Annotated in this window: 15 protein-coding genes and 1 pseudogene; 3 read left to right on the top strand and 13 right to left on the bottom strand. The window is 40.6% G+C overall.

Features of this window, described 5'->3' with window-relative positions; genetic code table 11:
* Window positions 1-81: 81 nt before the first annotated feature.
* The 3 genes from COD92_RS08275 to COD92_RS08265 form a co-directional block, all read right to left on the bottom strand.
* Window positions 82-1,383 (bottom strand): pyrimidine-nucleoside phosphorylase, encoded by a 1,302-nt coding sequence (locus tag COD92_RS08275; protein ID WP_098996158.1) that lies wholly within the window; start codon window positions 1,381-1,383, stop codon window positions 82-84.
* Between the two features lie 530 nt (window positions 1,384-1,913).
* Window positions 1,914-2,711, bottom strand: a complete 798-nt coding sequence (locus COD92_RS08270; protein WP_098996157.1) for a fumarylacetoacetate hydrolase family protein — start codon at window positions 2,709-2,711, stop codon at window positions 1,914-1,916.
* A 131-nt stretch (window positions 2,712-2,842) separates the two neighbouring features.
* The gene (locus COD92_RS08265) at window positions 2,843-3,865 is read right to left on the bottom strand and encodes an asparaginase (RefSeq protein WP_098996156.1); all 1,023 of its coding nucleotides are present in this window, start codon (window positions 3,863-3,865) and stop codon (window positions 2,843-2,845) included.
* Between the two features lie 184 nt (window positions 3,866-4,049).
* On the opposite strand from COD92_RS08265, the gene COD92_RS08260 reads away from it, so the two are divergent.
* Window positions 4,050-4,397 (top strand): helix-turn-helix domain-containing protein, encoded by a 348-nt coding sequence (locus COD92_RS08260; protein WP_098531327.1) that lies wholly within the window; start codon window positions 4,050-4,052, stop codon window positions 4,395-4,397.
* 371 nt (window positions 4,398-4,768) lie between these two features.
* Here COD92_RS08260 and COD92_RS08255 read toward each other — a convergent pair whose 3' ends face one another.
* The 3 genes from COD92_RS08255 to COD92_RS08245 form a co-directional block, all read right to left on the bottom strand.
* Window positions 4,769-5,830 (bottom strand): tellurite resistance/C4-dicarboxylate transporter family protein, encoded by a 1,062-nt coding sequence (locus COD92_RS08255; protein WP_255295259.1) that lies wholly within the window; start codon window positions 5,828-5,830, stop codon window positions 4,769-4,771.
* A gap of 126 nt (window positions 5,831-5,956) precedes the next feature.
* Window positions 5,957-7,267, bottom strand: a complete 1,311-nt coding sequence (locus COD92_RS08250; RefSeq protein WP_098996155.1) for a S8 family peptidase — start codon at window positions 7,265-7,267, stop codon at window positions 5,957-5,959.
* A gap of 150 nt (window positions 7,268-7,417) precedes the next feature.
* Window positions 7,418-9,754 carry a YhgE/Pip domain-containing protein gene (locus COD92_RS08245; protein ID WP_098996154.1) on the bottom strand — a complete coding sequence of 779 codons (2,337 nt, stop codon included), beginning with the start codon at window positions 9,752-9,754 and terminating at the stop codon, window positions 7,418-7,420.
* Window positions 9,755-10,168: 414 nt separating this feature from the next.
* Here COD92_RS08245 and COD92_RS08240 point away from each other — a divergent pair, with 414 nt between their 5' ends.
* Window positions 10,169-11,614: a L,D-transpeptidase family protein gene (locus COD92_RS08240; protein WP_098996153.1), complete on the top strand. Its 1,446-nt coding sequence runs from the start codon at window positions 10,169-10,171 to the stop codon at window positions 11,612-11,614.
* Between the two features lie 132 nt (window positions 11,615-11,746).
* Window positions 11,747-12,809, top strand: a pseudogene (locus COD92_RS08235) (NAD(P)/FAD-dependent oxidoreductase).
* Between the two features lie 124 nt (window positions 12,810-12,933).
* On the opposite strand, the gene COD92_RS08230 reads toward COD92_RS08235, so the two are convergent.
* The 7 genes from COD92_RS08230 to COD92_RS08200 all read right to left on the bottom strand — a co-directional run bounded on the left by COD92_RS08230 (window position 12,934) and on the right by COD92_RS08200 (window position 20,202).
* Entirely contained in the window at window positions 12,934-13,749 is an 816-nt protein-coding gene (locus COD92_RS08230) for an EcsC family protein (RefSeq protein WP_098996152.1), read from the bottom strand.
* 133 nt (window positions 13,750-13,882) lie between these two features.
* Window positions 13,883-15,094 carry a chromate transporter gene (locus COD92_RS08225; RefSeq protein ID WP_098996151.1) on the bottom strand — a complete coding sequence of 404 codons (1,212 nt, stop codon included), beginning with the start codon at window positions 15,092-15,094 and terminating at the stop codon, window positions 13,883-13,885.
* A 52-nt stretch (window positions 15,095-15,146) separates the two neighbouring features.
* Window positions 15,147-16,424: a LysM peptidoglycan-binding domain-containing protein gene (locus tag COD92_RS08220; RefSeq protein ID WP_098996150.1), complete on the bottom strand. Its 1,278-nt coding sequence runs from the start codon at window positions 16,422-16,424 to the stop codon at window positions 15,147-15,149.
* Window positions 16,425-16,528: 104 nt separating this feature from the next.
* Window positions 16,529-17,491 (bottom strand): VOC family protein, encoded by a 963-nt coding sequence (locus COD92_RS08215; RefSeq protein WP_098996149.1) that lies wholly within the window; start codon window positions 17,489-17,491, stop codon window positions 16,529-16,531.
* 35 nt (window positions 17,492-17,526) lie between these two features.
* Window positions 17,527-18,312: an SDR family NAD(P)-dependent oxidoreductase gene (locus tag COD92_RS08210; protein WP_098996148.1), complete on the bottom strand. Its 786-nt coding sequence runs from the start codon at window positions 18,310-18,312 to the stop codon at window positions 17,527-17,529.
* Between the two features lie 26 nt (window positions 18,313-18,338).
* On the bottom strand, window positions 18,339-18,848 hold the full coding sequence (locus tag COD92_RS08205) for an aromatic-ring-hydroxylating dioxygenase subunit beta (RefSeq protein WP_098996147.1): 510 nt from the start codon (window positions 18,846-18,848) through the stop codon (window positions 18,339-18,341).
* Between the two features lie 49 nt (window positions 18,849-18,897).
* Window positions 18,898-20,202: an aromatic ring-hydroxylating oxygenase subunit alpha gene (locus tag COD92_RS08200; RefSeq protein ID WP_098996146.1), complete on the bottom strand. Its 1,305-nt coding sequence runs from the start codon at window positions 20,200-20,202 to the stop codon at window positions 18,898-18,900.
* Window positions 20,203-20,232 lie beyond the last annotated feature (30 nt).

Genomic DNA, 20,232 nt, shown 5'->3' with positions numbered 1-20,232 from the left:
AGTATGCAGAAGATGATGTTTCTCATTTACGTTCTTTCCACCTGAACGCTAATTCACAAGCAATTACTATTTCTTTACCAATTATTGAATTTCAGCATAGATGAGTCTAGGTGCGTCTACCTTTTCATCTGTAACTTTATAAGCTGAGTAAATCTTTTCGATTACTTCCTGAACATTTTCTTTGTTGCTATGAATCGTAACCAAGGACTCTCCTGCCTCGACATAATCCCCTACCTTCTTATGAAGGACAACGCCTACCGCCAAATCAATGACAGATTCTTTTGTGGCCCGTCCTGCTCCTAACATCATTGCAGCGATTCCAACCGTTTCCGCCGTAATTTCAGCCACATAACCAGAAGTTTTTGCCGGAACTTCAACCAGATAGGATGCAGTTGGAAGTTTAGCAGGATCATCCACAACCGATGCATCTCCTCCTTGTGCTTCAAGGAAGGTTTTAAAGGTTTGCAATGCCAGACCGCTCTGAATGGACTCTTCTAACATTTCACGCGCCTGGTTGAAATCTGCAGCTTTTTCCGCCAATACTACCATATGGCTTCCAAGGGTTAAACAGAGTTCTTGCAAATCATCAGGTCCTTGTCCTTTAAGCGTGTCAATCGCTTCTTTTACTTCAAGAGCATTGCCGACTGCAAAGCCGAGCGGCTGGCTCATATCGGAAATGATCGCCTTTGTTTTCCGCCCGACGCCATTGCCGATCTCCACCATCGTCTGAGCTAATTCTTTCGCATCATCAAGATTTTTCATGAACGCTCCGCTGCCTGTTTTGACATCCAGAACAATCGCATCAGCGCCTGCAGCAATTTTCTTACTCATAATGGAACTGGCAATCAGCGGAATGGAGTCAACTGTTGCAGTTACATCCCTAAGTGCATACAATTTTTTATCAGCAGGTGTTAAATTCCCGCTCTGACCAATGACAGCTACTTTATTTTGATTCACTAATTGGGTGAATTCTTCATTTGAAATTTCCACATGAAATCCTTTAATGGATTCCAATTTGTCAATGGTACCTCCAGTATGGCCTAAGCCTCTTCCTGACATTTTTGCAACTGGAACACCGACAGAAGCAACAAGCGGTGCCAGCACAAGGGTTGTTGTGTCGCCAACTCCACCGGTACTGTGCTTATCTACTTTTATCCCTACAATGCCTGAGAGGTCGATTTGATCACCTGATTGAACCATCGCCTCCGTTAAGTAAACGCGTTCCTCTTTTGTCATTCCCTGAAAAAACACAGCCATTGCAAAAGCTGACATTTGATAATCAGGAATATCTCCTTTTGTAAACCCGTTTATCAAGAATTCAATTTCTTTTTTGGTTAATTCGTAACCATCACGTTTTTTCTCAATTAAATCAACCATTCTCATTGGAGCGCACCTCTTTTTATATAAATATCAACGAATATTTTTATCGAAACCTAGTACCTGCATACAAAAGTAGGATGTCAGACGTCTAACTGACAAATTCATTTTACTCCTTTGTCACTAAAGTTGTAAACCCTTTCTTTTTTTGAAGTTAATGGTAATTTCAACCATGAGGCGGGTTTACCTTTACATTGATTCGTTTCTATAACGACAGCGCTTTCATTTCTGTAAAAGTTTTATTTTTTACCACTGGAAAAGATCTTTTTAATCCATGTGATTACTATATTAGTAGTAACCTATTTTGTAAAGAGGTTTCCAAGTTGTTTTAGTTTTATGATTCATCAGAAAAATATAAGAAAGAATGATCTTACAAATCTTCTTGTTATGGAAATAAGCTCTAATTTCCCTAATAACGCAGCTCAAGGAATCTATCTAGGATTACTTGAATATTTCCAATCAAAATAAGAAGCACGGGGACGGTTCCCGTGCTCCTAAGAGGCCTAATTAGGCCCCTTCTTCTTTTTTTATATCTGCTACAATACATAATTACATAGTTTACCGATATTCTCTACTTCCACAGTTACGACATCGCCTGCCTTCATTGGACAACTGCCAGATGGTGAACCAGTAGCCAGAACATCACCAGGCTCCAGTGTCATAATCTGTGAAACCCAGCTGATAAGGAAAGGAATGGAAAGTGACATCTGATTCGTATTACCATCTTGTACGACTTTTCCGTTTAAAGTTGTAACGATTCGTAAATTAGTTGGATCGAGGCCAGTCACAACCCACGGCCCCAACGGTCCAAAAGTGTCAAAACCTTTGCCGCGTGTAAACTGGGGATCCGTTTTTGTAAGGTCTCTTGCCGTTACATCATTAAAGATCGTACAGCCAAAAACATAATCCAATGCCTCTTCTTCTTTTATATTTTTACCACGTTTCCCAATGATAAGGGCTACTTCCCCTTCCATTTCTACCTGCTTGGTTAAATCACTTGACGGAAGAATGATATCCTCTTCATTTGGAATCAAGGAAGAGGCTGGTTTTAAAAACATAAATGGTTCTTTGAGGTTAGCCTGTCCCCCAGTCTCCCTTGCATGTTCAGCATATGTCCAGCCAAAATTAATCACCTTTGAGGGTGCTACAGGCTCTAAAACTTTGACATCACTATATTTAAGTTTTATACCATCATATTTTAGTTCATTGTTTGCAATTTCAGTAAAATTACTGGACAATTGTAAAATCTCATCACCCTCAACAATTCCGTAAAAAACTTTACCGTTATCATTCTGATAACGAACGATCGTTTGTGTTTTTTGTAAAACCTTCATTAGCGTACCCACTCCATTTATGGATGTATCTCGTCACGTGTCTTTATAACGGCAGAATTGTATGTCGCCCAAAAACAATTTACATCGCCCTCATAATAGACATATTTTTCGATTTCCTCTATTAAAGCAAACTAAAGTTCCGTTTCTATATCGTCCTCTTTAGCTGATCTGACGGTTAAGTCTTCTGCCATTGGAGTTTCAATGATTTTCTTAACCAGTTCCAGAGAATGAGTTTGTCCCAACGCCCACATTAATTTGGGAACGATTGCTTCTGTATTCATATCCCCAGATAAAATAACTTGATGCTGCGCCACCTTACGGCCCACTTCATATAGAAGCAGGTCTTCCCCTTCTTCCAGGCATTGCGTTGTGATAACGATCGCAATCCCCTTTTCCGTAAGCTCTTGGATTTTTGAAAGCAAGTTCCTTCCTTCAAAAGGCAAGCCGCCGTTTCCAAAGCTTTCAATTATTATTCCTTTATATAAATCTTTTAGACAATCAAAAGTCTCGGGCTTCATACCAGGATATAATTTCATCAGAAATACATCGGTACATAAGTTAGCATTAAAAGAAAACTTTTTTGAGGCACGAACAGGTTTCCATTTGTAGTCAATTTCATTACTATTTACGTAAGCTACATACGGATGGTTAATACTTTCAAATGCATCATAACTTTTTGTTCTCATTTTGACTGCTCTCGTTCCGAGAATGACTCGGCCATCAAATAGGACAAATACTCCGCCAATATCCTCACAAGCAAACAGAAGGGCATCGGAAACATTTTTCTTCGCATCGGTTTTTTTGAAGCTGATTGGAACCTGCGATCCGGTCAGCACAACCGGTTTTTCCAGACCCTGAAGCATATAAGAAAGGGCAGAGGATGTATACGCTAACGTATCTGTTCCATGTGTAATGACAAATCCGTCATAATCATGATAATGGGTATAGACGGCCTCAGCGATCTTTATCCATTGCTCTGGCTGCAAATTGGTACTATCAATATTCATGATGATTCTACCGTCAACATGTACATCACTTGATGTTTCTGGTAAAAAGTTCAACAATTCTTCAACAGATAATTCTGGAACCAGCCCCTCATTCCTCTCCACTGAGGCAATCGTTCCACCGGTAGCAAGCAATAAAATCTTCTTCACAAGCAACATCTCCATTGAAAAAGGATGGTCAACATTTACGCGCAACGCGTATTTATATTAGATATTATATAATTAAATTATGAAAAATCAATATATTGTTCTCGTTTCGCGTATTTTTTCTAGTATTCGCCAATTTTCAATGGTATAATAAATCCAATATTAAAAAGTTGGAGGCCCCGAGAGCATGCTGGAACGTTTATCTGTATTAAGAAAAGAGCGAAAATGGTCCCTACAAGAAACGGCCGACAAACTAGGGATAGCAAAAAGCACTTATGCTGGATACGAATCAGGATACCGTGAACCCTCCCTCCACTCCTTATTACAAATTGCAGGTTTATTTGATACAACGGTTGATTATTTATTAGGAGCAGAAAAGGACGATTTTATAGAGATTACAAATTTTATAAAAAGCCACTCTCACAGACTTTCAATAGATGGGGTACTTTTGTCAGCCGATGAATTAATCGATTTTGTCTCTTTTGTGAGGGTGAAAAGAATGTTGAGAGCAGAGGAAATGAATAAAGAATCCTAGATATTGAAGATAATCAATGGGTATTCCAATAAAAAACAGCACCTCTAAATTCAAAATTGGAAGGTGCTGTTACTTTTTTCAGAAAAGCCTTATTTACATTTGATAGGGTTCAACGTAACGCATTAATATGAGTACTCTTAAAAGATTACTCTCTTTCGAATAGGTAAGCCATAAAAGATATTCCATTAGTGGTATGTCCTTTATGGCTTTTTCTATCTCCGGTGCTATATTGTAAAAACAATTCCAATCTTACAAGCCAAAAAACCTCAGTTACTTGTGGTACGGTTCACCGTATCTTAAGTAATTTAGAATGATCCAATCCTACTGCATGGAGAACAAAAGATCGAAAAAAAGCTCGTAGAAACACCGCTCTACAAGCTTCTCTCCTCCACTGACTTAGAGTAATGAATACGTTGAAAAAACAAGTGGTGTATCATGCCAAAAAACACAAATACCCAGGCAGCAAGTGCAATATACACCATAAACTTAGGAATCACCGTTAAAAATGGAACACCCAGTGCCTTAGACAACTGATAGGTGCTCGTTGTATACATCGCTAGCGGAAACGCCATCCCCCAAAACTGAGGATCATACGATAAAGGATAACGATGATAAAGATGACGCCAGATCATCAAAATAAACATCAGAGGAATCCACCAGGTACCCATAATCCAGAAAAACAACGTGAACCCTTTTAAAAAAGGAGTAATTTCAACCAGCAATGGCCAATACTTGGCATTTAAAATAAGTGAAGAACCTGCCAAAGTGGTAATTGCAACCGCACCCATATTAATCCAGTAGGGAGGTGTCAAGGCTGAATGATCAAGCTTTAAAAAGGTAAAGCGGTAAAAAATCAACGTAATGATATTAAGATACAACATACAGCCAAGGAAATACATACATAACGTAAAAAACAAGACAACATCATGCCCATGCTCCACATGGGACACAAGCAGTGTACCAAGAATGGAGATCGAGTGCGTTGCGACTGCAACAATTAACCAAGCCCCATTAATCCCTTCGGCAAGCGCTGGTTTATCCTTGCGAATCGTAACCGTCGAAAAAAAAGTATACATAATCACGACCCATAAAAGAATCGCCAGCCCCCATAAATACATGGCAACCGTATATAAATCAGTAATAATAATAAGTTGGCAGCCAAACATACTGGTTCCTGCGACTAACGTAAAAAATCCGGGGCCAACGGTATGGCTCATCAAATCGGCAGCCATTCTAGGAAAATAACAAAAAAGCCGAGTAAGCGTTAGGACCCATAAACTAATATAAGCGGCCACATTAAAATATAGTAAAATCTTAGCAATCAGATCCATTCCAAGCAGATAAGTTCCGATGGAGAGGGCCCCCGTGGCCATTACCAGCGCAAAATAGCCTGGGAATAGATGAACTGCTTTTTGTTTTAAAAAAGAAATCACGGTCTCCCCCCTTGTTAAGTCTCTCTTTATATCATTTTATCACATATGTACTATGCAAAACTTATAATCGAGTTGATAGTAGAAAAGATAAGAGGGCGTCTAATACTAGAACACCCTCTCACATGATTAAGGAATCGAGTTATTAGCATCAATATACCCTGCACCATATACATTGTAGTCCTTGTCCTTCCACAAAACGGTACCGGACGTTAATGAGTTTTTGATTTCATCAGGGTTCAATTGAGGATTACTTTCTTTTATTAAAGCAACGATTCCAGCACAAATCGGTGTCGCCATAGAAGTTCCCGATAAAGTAAAATAATTACTCCCTACTCGGCTGCTCTTTTGAGCCCTGTCCAAATAGGAGTTAGGTGACCTTAATGAAACAATATCAACCCCTGGTGCTAAAATATCCGGCTTTTTAACATTATAAATTGTTGGCCCCCGGCTGGAAAAACTGGCGACATCATCATCTGTTCTTTGCAATGTGTCCTTGTCATCGAATGCTCCCACCGTAATCACTCGGTCACTTATACCCGGGCTTGCGATGGTACCCCGATCCGGACCTTCATTTCCAGCTGCGACACATACGACGATGCCGGATTGCCAAGCACTCTCCACAATTTTAACCATTGGATCTTGATTCTCTAATCGATAAGTGCGGGGAGTACTTCCTAACGACATACTAATAATATCGATCTTATTAGTAGGGTTTTGTTCATTGTATTGAATACACCATTCCACCCCGCGCATAATCGTTTCAAGAGAACCTGAACCTGATCTGTCCAGAACTTTAACCCCAACTAGATTTGCTTTTGGAGCAGGCCCCGTATACCTTAATGAGGCTGAAGCGGCATCTCCCGCACAGTGCGTCCCATGACCGTTATCATCATATGGAGCTGTCCTGTTATTAATAAAATCAACAAAATCTGTAATTCTGCCAGATAAATCAGGATGTGGATAAATCCCTGTATCGACGATGGCAATCTTAACCCCGCTGCCAGTTAATTCTTTTCCGTTTCTTACGATTCCTTTAGCATTCACTGATGGTACAGCTACGTTTAAAAAAGCCTTCACTTCACTATTTAAATACACTTTCTTAATATGGCTGCAATTTACGAGAATCTCTTCTAATCCATTAGGCGTAAGGTCGGCACTGCTGCAGGAAATCCGGTGAAAATGATGTCTCAATCTATTTTTCTTATGGCGTCCCAATATTTCATTTAATACTTGGCACCCGTCTTCAAAGCAACCCTCTTCGAACTCAATAATAACAGATAATTTTTTTCTCTTTTTTATAGACCCTTCAAAAAAATTATGCAAAAAGCATGGTGTCCATTTGAAGGGTTTATAGAGGTTTAAGATACTTTCACGTAATGAATGATCTAATTTATGTGCATATGATCGTACCATTTGAACCATTGTATAACCAAACAATCATATCCCTCCATTCTTTTGCTCTATCAGTCTATGAATGGAAAAAGATATCGTATCAACGCTTGTCCAAAAGGTGTCAAAAAAAGGCGAAAGTAAGCCTTAAATAAAAAATAGCAGCCTGTATTCAAGCTGCCATTTTTCATCAATATTTTATTGTACCTGCACTTCTGGCTGTCGTTTGAATTTCACGATAAAGAATGTCAAGGTTGCCGCTAGGAATAGAACAAAGAAGACGGCAAGATATCCGATATTCCCCCACATAGACCCAAAGTCACCAGTTGAAATAACCGCCCTGAAACCAGAAATCGAATAGGTCATTGGCAAGAAATGACTAATATGCTGGAGGAATGTTGGTCCTAGTTCAATCGGATACGTTCCCGCACTGCCTGTTAATTGCAGAATCAAGATAATCACGGCTAAGAAACGTCCCGGATTATCAAGTGTAGTCACAAGGAATTGAATGATTGCCAAGAAGGTCCAGCTGGTAATAATACTTAACAGAATAAAAGAAGGAACACTCTTCACTTCAAGCCCGAGGCCTAAAAGCATGACCGCGTCCACTAACAACGCCTGGCCAATACCAACCGCTAAAATAACCCCTGCCTTTCCTAAAAACCAACTAAATCCGCTCTTCGGTTCCGAAGCTGGTATAAACATTGGAAAAATAACAGACAGCATAAGAGCACCGACAAATAAGCTAAGTGATAAGAAATAAGGTGCCAAGCCGCTGCCGTAGTTGGGAACATGATTCATTTTCGAACTTTTAAGACTAACCGGTTTAGCAAACATATCATACACACCGTTATTAGCTTTAACATCACTGGCATCTTTAGCTCCGCTATCTAACTGATCGCTCAATTCCTTCGAGCCATCCGCCAGTTTCGCCATACCGCTCGTTAAATCCGATGATCCATCCGCAAGCTTGGTCATCCCGTTATTCAAGTCCTTTTCACCATTGTAAAGCGATGTGGTACCAGACGCTAATTGATTCGCTCCCTGTGCAAGCTTATTCGTCCCATCTTGTAATAAAGTGGAGCCCGATGCTAATTGGCCTAACCCAGATGTCAGGCTGTTTGAGCCGTTCACAATTTGGCCGAACCCTGTTTGGGCTTCATCAAGCTTGGACCCGAACTGCGCAAGCCCTTGCTTTAACTGTCCCTGACCGTCTAATACCTGTTTTGCTCCGCCTGATAATTGATTAATGCCATCGGCCAATTTCTCTTGACCTTGATTTAACTGACCCGCGCCGGCAGATAACGAACCAGCGCCTTGTTTGATTTGGCCAGCACTGCTTGACAAATTACCCACACCTGAAGCGACCAGCTGGCTGCCTTGTGATAATTGTGTCAGGCTGTCCTTTAGGGCAGTCAATTTTGCCTTTTCGGCTGGGTCTGTCGAACTATCCGCCATGCTGCTTACTTGACCAAGCAGCTGCTCCAGTCCTTGGCTTACGGAATCGGCCCCAGCCTTTGTTTGGTCTGCTCCTGTCTTCCATTGATCTAAGGAATCAGACAGCTGGGAAGCACCGTCCGCAAGCTGCTGTGAACCTTTTTGCAGACTAGGTAAATTAGCTGCGGCTGAAGCTAAGCCATCCGATAATTGCTTAGTGCCGGATTCACTTTGAGTCGCACCTGTTAATAGCTTTGTGTTGGCCTCTTTCATTTGGGTAAGTCCAGTGTTAAATTGCTCCAATCCGCTTTGAAGCTCTTTTGAGCCAGATGAAGCCGATACAACCCCTTTTGAAAAGTCAACCGATTTTTTTGCTAAAACTTCCAGGTTTTCCTTAATGGTTTTGGTACCGGAATCCACTGATTTTGCACCATCCGCTAATTTTGCCGCACCGCTGCCGGCAGTATTAATTCCATCCTCTAGGTTTCCGGCACCATCTTTAGCTTCGGTAATTCCATTATAAAGCTCCCCGGCCCCGTCACTTGCCTTGTTCAATCCGTCAGCAACATCTTTTAAACTGTCAAACATCGACTCTGCATATGTTTTCGTGACAGAGCTGGACACTTCTTCTTTTATTTTTTCAATCGCCGAATCGCCGATTTTCGATGATAAATAGTTATTCCCTTCATTAACGGTATAGATGAGATTTAGTTTTTCAGGATGATCACTTTGTAACGTGGTAGCATTTTTTGAAAAATCTTTAGGAATTTCGATTTCTAAATAATAATCTTGATTTTCCAAGCCTTTTTTTGCCTTACTGGCACTAACAAAATTCCAGTTAAAGCTTTTTTTCTCCTTTAAATTCTCCACTAAATCCTTACCAATCGTTAACTTCTCCCCATTGTAGACAGCACCTTGGTCGTTATTCACAATCGCCACAGGCATTCGGTCCAAATGGGCATATGGATCCCAAAAGGCCCATAAATAAGTTCCGCTATAAAGCACCGGAATTGTCATCACACCGATAATAGCGATTAGCAATTTACGCGTGCGAAGGATTTTCAGAAACTCACTTTTCACCGATGTGAAAGCTTTCATGTGATTCACCTCATTATTATTCTATTAAATTTACAAGTGACCAAATTATCCAATTGGTCACTTTTTTATAAAAAAAATTTTCCTCCGTGAAATACAAGTCACCTTCCGAGTATTGGGCCATAACCATCTCCTGTTAATTGACCATTTTGGTATTTCAGTCATTTATTGGACTGTATTAATATACCACGGCTTATTATTGGATTCAACTATAATTTCCTACTATCACAACTTTATTAAATATTTCACACAGTTACAAATTACGACAAATTCAAAAAAAAAAATTTAGTAGAATAGTTGTAATAATTTAAGTTTATTTTAAGAATGTTGTAATATAATTGTAACTATTGAAAGCAAAGTGAAAAGTAAAGGCGGTTGACGTTGATTGCTGGGTCACCGGGTTGAGGGGGAATTTTCATGGAAAATGCGGTAAATGAATCATCAGTGGAAATAGGTAAACATCAGGGAAAGCCAACCAAATGGTATAAAAACTGGAAGTTTGTCACACCAGGTATCACCGTTCTGGTTGCACTCATATTGGGTGGAATCAGTTATTATCAGGCAAACTACTTTAATGCAAATATCAAGATTAATGGGATAGATGTCAGTGGACTAACCGCAGATGAGGCACTTGGTAAATTAAAAACAACTGTATTAAAAAACGAAGTCTATGTCGGCCAACAACAAATATTAGATGGAACAGATACGAAGATGGGATTTACGGATCAAGACCTGTCAGGTGTTAAAAAAATAGCAAAAAGCCAGCAGACGTTTTTCCCTTCATCAAAGGCAAAAAATTATTCACTTATGCCAACCCAACCAGATACGTATCACAGCCAAGAATTGAAAAAACAATTGGAAGAAAAGCTAATCTCTATGAATAAGAGTTTAAAAGTGCCCCAAGATGCACAAGCTCATTTGGAACAAGGTAAAATTGTCGTTTCAAAAAGCATTGACGGGGAGCAATACGATGTCGCCGGTCTAGTAAAGGCCTTCGAGAAGCAGGGTTTTACTAGTGAAATCCGTCTGGATCCTGTGTTTATACTTCCGGTCAAAGAAGACAGTGAGGTTGTAAAAAAAGAAGAAGAAAAGCTGCAAGAACTCCTTCAGAAAACCGTTGAATATAAAGTACAGAATCAAGTTTATTCACTAAAAGCAAGCGAATTAATCAAAAGTGCTTCTGTGACTAAAGATTTAAAAGTTAGTATTGATACAGAAGATATTAAAAACAAGATTACTGAAATTAATGATTCTCAGTCTACATTAAATAAAAACTTCACATTTAAGACCCATTCAGGTTCAGTGATTTCGGTTAAAGGACAAGGCTATGGCTGGGCATTAGATGTGGATAAAGAAACTGCACAGGTCCAGGCCGCTTTTGAAAAAGGAACAACATCCATTTCTGCTTCTAGTATTATCGGACATGGCTGGAGCGGGGAAGGCTACGGTTATGAAACGACCGCGAACAATGGCATTGGCGATACCTATGCTGAAGTTTCGATTGCCGAGCAGCGTATATGGATTTACAAACATGGAAAATTAGTCGTCACAACGAGTGTCGTGACCGGTAAACACAGTACGGGTGAAGATACCGATAAAGGCGTGTGGTATATCCTCTACAAACGAACACCATCCACATTAAAAGGCAGTCACGTAGGTAGTGGATCTTATGAAGTTGAAGTCCAATATTGGGCACCATTTACAAACAGCGGTCAAGGTTTTCACGATGCCAGCTGGCGATCAAACTGGTCAAGCAAAGCCTACCTAAATGCAGGTTCTGGCGGCTGCGTCAACACACCATCTAGTGTTATGAAAACAGTTTATAACAACCTCAGCACATACGAGCCGGTTGTTATTTATTAAAAGCGTGGGGACGGTTCTTCTGCTTCGGAAGCAGAAGAACCGTCCCTTTGCATTTCTTGAACAATCTCCTGCATGCTAAACACCTGAATGGAAATAGTAACAATATCCGTGTAAAAAGTAGGAGGAAACAGAATGAACTTACAATCTGGAACATATTATTGGCCAATGACTTTTCCCGACGCCCCATCCTATCCATCTTTGGCAGAGGATCTTACTTGTGAAGTGTGTATTATCGGCGGTGGAAGCTCTGCTGCCCAGTGTGCCTATTACCTCGCGGATGCCGGTTTAGATGTAATTGCCATCGAAAAAGGGAAAATCGGCAGCGGCAGTACCAGTACAAATACGGCACTGATTCAATATTCCGAAAGAAGATGTGGCGAAACTAAAAAAAGAATACGACTTTTTAAAGGAGCATAACTGCGAGCTGGATTTTTGGACAAAGGACGACATTGAAAGTAAATATCCTTTTAGCCGAGAAGCAGCGATTTATTCATACAACGATGGCGAACTGAATCCTTTCAAGTTTACTCATGCATTGATTGATTATGCCGCAAAAAAAGGCGTTCGTATTTACGAAAATACGGAAATGAATGGTCACCATTACGATGTGGAGCAGAAACGGATGGTCATTTCAACGAAGACGGGACACTCGATTAAAGCGCGCCATGTTATTTTCACTGCCGGCTATGAGGGAATCGATATTAAAAAAGAGAAAAAAGCTTCTTTTGTGAGTACCTATACGGTTACCACAGATCCAGTCGATGATTTTTCAACATGGAATAACCGCACACTCCTTTGGGAAACGGCCCGTCCTTATCTATTTATGCGTACTACAGCGGACAATCGTATCATCATCGGCGGCCTCGATGATAATGCAACTTACCCTGATGACCGGGATAGTAAGTTGATGTACAAGAAGGATAAGTTGATTGAGGAGTTTAATAAGCAGTTTCCCGATATTCAGGTGCAGCCGGAATTCTATTTAGCGGCTTTCTATGGAGGCACTGTTGACGGCCTTCCGATTATCGGTGTTTATGATGAATATCCGAACAGCTATTTTCTATTTGCCTTTGGTGATAACGGCACCGTCTACAGCCAGCTGCTCGCGAAGATTATTGTCGAAGATATCGTCAAAGGAAGCAGCCAGGACATGGCGTTGTATTTGCAGGATCGACCGCTTTTAAAAAGACATTGATAGTGTTTCTGATGGATACTTTGACTTGTGGATAGCATCCGTTTACTGGAGGATAACTCATTTTTACTTGCTGATGGCGACCGCTTACTTGCGGATAGCACAATTCTTAAGAAAAGAGACCTGCCTAATCTCGCAGGTCCTTCGTCTCTTGCTCCAACCTCTCCAAAATCCTTCTTTTTCTGTAAAGCATCATGCCTGTTTCAGAAAGATCATTAATCATTGACCTGTTTGTAAATGCCCCGAAAATCATCCCGGCAATCGGTACCATTTGAAAAAGCTTCTTCCAGCCAAACTGATCCCGATATGTATACACTACCTCACGCCATCCTTGCAGCTGTGAAACCATTTCACCCGATCTGCTCTCTAGTCGACCATACTGGGAAAGCTCATTCAAAATCGCTCGTTTCCCGACAATATCAGCAGATGAAAATTGCAAACATTTCACAATGAAAACCCGCTCACTTTGCTCGCCTGGATCATAACCATGAATAAGCGCAATTTCCTGTAATGTTTTTAAAGAAATAGCCATTAAAGCCGGGATATCGATCGCAAGCGTAAAAATTCCGCCGATTCCAGTGCTGGCTCCTTGGATGGCAGCAAACTTTTTCCTCTGCTCAGTAAGCTCAATGCTTAACTTATGCATTGTCGTAATAGGGATTTCTTTAATATCCGATACATCGTTGATTGGCTTCCCAATCTCTTTTTCTACTTTTTCAAAAATAGTCTCTTTTTTAATTAAATAACTGCCGCCAGTTTGTATATAAGAACCGATTTCTTCAAGTAAGCTGCCAACTTTGTTATGAATGAATTGAGGAGTTAGTTTATCCAGAAGCTTAAATGGCAGTCGCCCCAGCCGCTCCCAAAACCACAAGTCACTTTGGTCTTTTTCCCATTTTTCAATTACAGATAGCTCGTCCAATAATTGTTCTCTAGTTTCCATTTATACATAGCCACCTTTCTTCTATATTAATAGCCGCTTATATACATACGTAAACTAACTTGTTTGGTTTCAATATATGGAAAGGTGGATGGTGCATGCATCTATGTTAAATCACCTACGATTTTCACAATCCTTATGAAAGAAATGTTAGTAGCGAACCACCTGCTGCACCAGTAACAACGATTACCCAAGGCGGCAACTTCCAATAAACTAGCATACTAAATAGAACTGCGGCAAAAGCAAAATCCATTGGTTCCATAATGGAACTAGTCCAGATTGGCTGATAAAAGGCAGAAATTAAGATCCCTACCACTGCTGCATTTACGCCCATTAACGCTCCATTAATTTTTTGATTACGCCGTAGAGTCTCCCAAAAAGGCAGGGTCCCAAGAATAAGCAGGAATGCCGGTAAAAAGATTGCGAGCGTAGCAATTAGCCCACCAATCCCCCCATTCATAACCGCACCTAAATAAGCGGCAAAAGTGAATAACGGACCAGGAACAGCTTGTGCCGCACCATATCCCGCAAGGAATACTTCTTTACTGATCCATCCGTTCGGTACAAATTCCCGTTCAAGCAATGGCAGTACTACATGTCCCCCGCCAAATACAAGGGAACCAGACCGATAAAAACTGTCAAAAACCGCAATCCAATGCCACGAAGTAATCTCTCTTACTAGCGGAAGAAGGATCAATAATGCAAAAAATAAGCTTAAACAAATAACGCCAAACCTACGCGATATAGGAAATTGATTTTTAGAATCTATATTTCCATTGTTCTTAGAGTAGATAAGAAAACCAAAAATGGCTGCAATCAAGATGACCACTACCTGCGTGTATGAGGTTTGCCATAATAACGTGGCAATCAATGCGAATAAGGCAAGCGCTTTTCTTTTTAAATCGGGCGTCAATTTTTGGGCCATGCCTAAAATAGCCTGCGCTACAACCGCAACAGCTACAACTTTTAAACCGTGAATCCAGCCCGAATTTTTAATGTCTATTCCTTGCAAGATCAACGCAAAAATAATCAGTGCCAATACAGATGGTAACGTAAATCCAAGAAAGGAGATAATGCCACCTAAAACACCCGCACGCATCACACCAATTCCAATTCCCACTTGGGAACTAGCAGGACCGGGTAAAAACTGACATAGAGCCACTAAATCAGCATAACTTTTTTCATCCATCCACTTTCTACGTCTAACATACTCCTCATGAAAATAGCCTATATGAGCAATCGGCCCGCCAAAAGAGGTTAATCCCAATTTTGTTGATACCAGCCATAGCTCTACTAAAGTCTGCATAGAAGTCCTTCTCTTGTCTTCTCTTACAGCTTCATGTTTCATTGATTCTCCCCCCTTTTATCCAAAATCCTCTTATCTCCATTGTAATTATAAGTTATTTTCCCCTGTTTTTTATAACTGTTATAACCTTATTTAAGAATGCCCAATTCTGTGGTGCTGGCAAACTGATTTGCCAAAAAGTGGTTCCAACTAATTGGTGAATATCAATCAATTTATACTTTTCAATATAGCTTCGAATGTCTTCAAACCAAACCACATGCTCTGCCGTGCCGATCCAATATCGATACCAGGGAGATTTCGATGTAGAATCAAATTGAATGGGTTCTCGAACGGAAATGGCTTGATTTTGTGCCGCAAGCACAGATAATCCTTTAGTAGCATTCGTGGCGACCACCTTGTCATAGCCATATAACGACATGGCAATCAGCAATTTTTGTGGGCTAACTTGTGTGATTGCGTAATTAATCACTTGTTCTACCCATTGAATTGGTGAGATTGGATCTGGAGGTCCGCCCGGATAGCCATAATCAATCGTCATGACTGCCATAAGATCAACTATATTTCCAATCGCCGCGTAGTCATAAGCCCCCACAATCCGATTCGTCGGCAAATCCGCGGCTTTGGCGTGGACGTTCACATTCAGAATCAGCTGTCCTAATTGTCCCTTTAATTCTTGTAAAAACGAATTAAAATCATTTCGCCTTGCCGGAGGGATAAATTCAAGATCGAGACTTACACCTCCAAACCCTCGGCTGGTTGTGAGATTGACGATGCTTGCGATTAAATTCTGTCGGTAGGTGGCATTTCCAAGGACCCCTCCTGCTAGCTCAGCACTAAACCCACTAGTGGTAAAGTTCCGGATCATTAATAATGGGATAATATTTAATTGTTTGCATTTCGCAATGATGGCAAAGTCATCTATTTGAGCGTAAGCGAAACCCTCACTGGTAAAGGCATAGTTCACGATCGCTAAATAGGTTAGTTGATTGGAAAGAGAATCTATAATGGGAAGGTTTGCAGTCGTTCCGGAAGGCACTAAGAATCCAAGCGTACTAAGGGTCAATTTGACTGGTGAGGGAATATTAATGACTTGACCGATTCGAAGTCGTTTCAAATCAATTCCTGGATTAGCAGGACTTATCGATGAAGGATTGGTTTTAAATCGCTCGGCCAATTCCCAAAGGGTGTCACCAGCTTTTATTTGATACGCCCGTATCGGCAGACTATTGTCCGGAATATAAAGAGCCAGACCGGGAACAAGGGCTGTGGTAGATGGTAACCCGTTTACACTAACGATGGTATTCATTGACACATTATACCTTTGGGAAATAGACCACAGATTTTCACCAGTACCAACGACATGTACCGTCATCCTCTCACCCCTTCCCTAACATCATATTAACGAGTGAAATTAATATACTGGTGTATGTAAAAGAAAAAAACGGACTTTTGTCACAAGTCCGTTTTTCTTGCCAATCAAAATCTTTCAAGCAGTTCAATTATTACTTTATATGTAGAGGTGGTATCTATATAAGCGTATCTTCCGTTGCCATTCCAAAAATTTCCCCTTTGAATAATTGGATAGCCCATATTCTCCATTAACTTCACTTTTTCGTCCATATCATTTACCAAAAATGAAATATGGTGGACCCCTTCTCCTTGTGTTTCCAGGTGCTTTTTCCACGTACTTGGCGAATCCCCTGGCTCGATTAATTCAAGTTGAAGTAAAGGGGTATTAATAAACATATATTTTGACTTACCCTCAGTTGGTTTTCCTTCAAAAATAACTTGAGTAAGCTCACTTGGACCGGACTGAATAACAGGAGGTTTTTCTACACCTAATAACTTACAGTACTCTTCTGCAGCAGCATCAAGATCTTTTACGACAATAGCAAGCTGCTCTATTTTATTCGTTCCTAATAACGGGGTGAAGACATCAGTTTTAGGAGCCGTATCTCTCGGTTCAGCACTTTCTAAGAGCTCCATTAGAATCTTATGACTCTTTAAGGTATCGACATATACATATCTTCCATCACTGGAAGTATATGCACCACTTTGGAGCAATGCATAACCATTTTCCTCAAAAACAGGAAGTTTATCTTTAATGGAATCCACGTCAAAGGCGAAATGGTGAATCCCTTCACCTACTGTATCTAAAAATTCACGCATGGTCCCAGGTTCTTGATCTGGTTCAATCAGTTCAATTTGCACTGTGGGTGTATTCATGAATACGAGCTTACTGCGAGAATCACTTGGCTGGCCGCGAAAAGTGACTTTTGAAACTTCACGATCACCTGTTAAGAACCAATTTGGTTTCGGTATACCCAGAAGTTGAGCAAATGCTTCTGATGCCTGCTCAATATCCCGAACAACAAATGCAATTTGATTAATGACGTTATTTCCAGCTAACGGCTTTTTATCAGTTAATGAGTGGGCCATTTTACAATCACCTCAGTTTGTCTTTTAGATCGTAATCAACCAAGCCCGCGAACAGCTAATCCTCCGTCGCTAGAGATTACCTCACCCGTAATAGCACGTGCCTGGTCCGAAGCAAGCAAGATATATGCCCCTACATGGTCTTCCGATTTCATCGCAATTTGCAGTGGATTCCGTTTTTTAATGCTTTTCTCTTTCGTTTCATTATCAACTATCTTTACGAAGGGCTCGAGCGGCGGAATAACATGTAATGCAGTTAAAGTACCTCCTGGAGCCACCGCATTCACTCGAACTTCAGGTGCTAATTCAAACGCAAGCTGACGCATTAAACCAATTTGAGCATGTTTGCTCGCGGTGTACCAGACTCCGCCTCCATCTGGATAGAATCCTGCCCCAGAAACAGTAAAAATCATATTCCCGGATGTTTCCTTAAGCTCCGCAACCGAAGCTTTTGCCCCATTAAAATAGCCCTTCACATTGATATCCATCAGCAGGTCATAAGCAGCTGACATCGCTTCCGGTGTAACATGTTCAAATTTGGCAAATCCATCAAAAACACCTGCATTGGCAACAAAGACATCTAACTTCCCAAAGGATTCTACTGCAGTTTCAACTGCACGAACATGGTCTTCATATACCGTTACGTCACCTTCGATACATTGAACCTTTTCACCAAATTGCTGTTTTAATTCATGTAATCCCTTTGCCGACTTATCAAGGATCGTAACAGCTGCGCCTTCTTTGATAAATGCCTCGGTGACAGCCCTTCCAATACCGGAGGCACCACCGGTCAAATAAATAGATTTGCCGTTAAGCTGAGCCATCAAGTCTGCCCCTTTCTCTTCAGCCATTAAACAAAAATAGCGAGATTTCTTGTATTTAATGTGGTTTGGTCTACAATGAACACGCGCTTCGACAGCTTCCATTCCCCAGCCACATACGTGAATTCATCCTGACGTTCCCCAGAAATTAAATCGTGATGGATATCTGTACTTCGGCTTCGATAAATTGTCAAATAACTGTTTACAGCGGCTTTTTCATTCGGAATGTAGTCAAGGAGCCGGACATTATTGACGGATCTTCGTGTCCGTGAAGGAGGAATTTCCGCCCAGGCGTAATCTGTTTTCAAACGGTCTACGCGGATCTTCAATAATTCAATATCATCATGAAATGCAAACATATCTAAGGAATAATCCGGACGTTCAATCCCTTCCTTATTGACTCGAACCGGCATTTGATAGGTAATGTCAGGGTGCAGCAAGCTAAACCAGCCATCAAAATCAATATCATCGAGCAGCTTAGCTTCTAAATACAGCCATTGTTCAAATTCATAGGTTGCCAGCATCTTTTCTAAACTCATCATGACTCCTCCAATCGTTTTAATAGAATCTCTCCGACTTCAGACAAAATCAAGAAGTCATGAGATCGAGCCAGTATCGATAAAAGTTCCGTTGATTGGCCTCTGTGAATTTATCATCAAAAACGACTCCTGGTCCAATAAAATCCGCTACAGGTTTCCGGTGTAAGCCCATCGTATAATTATAGGTAAGCCCTTTCACTAATGGCATCGGACCAGAGGCTGCAGCAGTAATATCTGTAAATACCTCGGTGTCATCCTGTTCAAAGATTCCTGAAGGACTGAATGTTAAAATAAACGACTCTCGAGAACGTCGTTTCCAATCATCTGAAGCGTTTTTCTCTACTAAAAACCAAGTAATGACCTCCATTTTATCCACATCAACCGGTCTCCAAAGGCGGACTGAGGTATTTGAGATCAACTGGCCTTTTACTTTCGTATGAGAAATTAAGAAAGATAGATTAGGAAAGATATTGCCAATCATATTTTTCAGATTAGATAATACCTCATACTGTTCTTCTGTTAAATTAGATTTGTACTCATCTTTAAGTTCTTCCGGAAAAGCAAAATCAGGATTAGGTGTACCTAGATTTAGCCCATGCCCGTTTTTTGTATAGATTTGATAGCCTTTTTTCGAATAAGTCGCACTTGGGACCATTCCCAATTTAACAATTGAACCATGAGTAACCATGGTATGATAGGAGTCACCTACAAAATTATCCGCACCAATTTTCCAGTTTGAGTGGATAATAAATCTTTGCGGCGGCCCGATAACTTCCATTTCAGCCCGGCCTGCTAAAATATCAAGATACCATTTAAAGTCACCTAAAAAATCTACTAAAGGCTCGGCTTCGTCATTCCAAGTGCCAAACATAAGACCTTTGTAAGATTCGATTCTGATTTTATGGAGCCCTAACCCAGATTTATCGAACCCCTCCCCATAAAGATCCCTTTGAAGAGGTACCCCAATACAATCCCCGGTATTTTTAAAATTAAAGCCATGATACGGACATGTAAACGATGATTTATTCCCTGCATCTGCCCGGCACAGTTTCATGCCACGATGGGTACACATATTATAAAGACCGCGGATTTCACCATCTGCACCTCTGGAAATAATGACGGAATAGCCTGCTAGGTCTCTTGTAATAAAATCATTTTTGTTAGGGATTTCTGATTCATGGCCAATAAACAGCCAGGTTTTTAAAAATACTTTTTTGTGTTCGATGTCATAAACCTTTGGATCACCTAAAAGAAAAGCAGGAATTGCGCCACTTTCAGGCTGCACGGATTCTTTTAAATAGTCAATCATGTCTGTTTGCGATATGTCTTCAAGCTTGATGTTCGTTTTCATCATATGCCTATTCCCCCTTACTATTAAATGTTG

It is taken from the genome of Bacillus sp. AFS037270, from assembly GCF_002585305.1.
The sequence above is the reverse complement of the archived record's forward strand: the minus strand, read 5'-3'. Positions and strand labels throughout refer to the sequence as shown.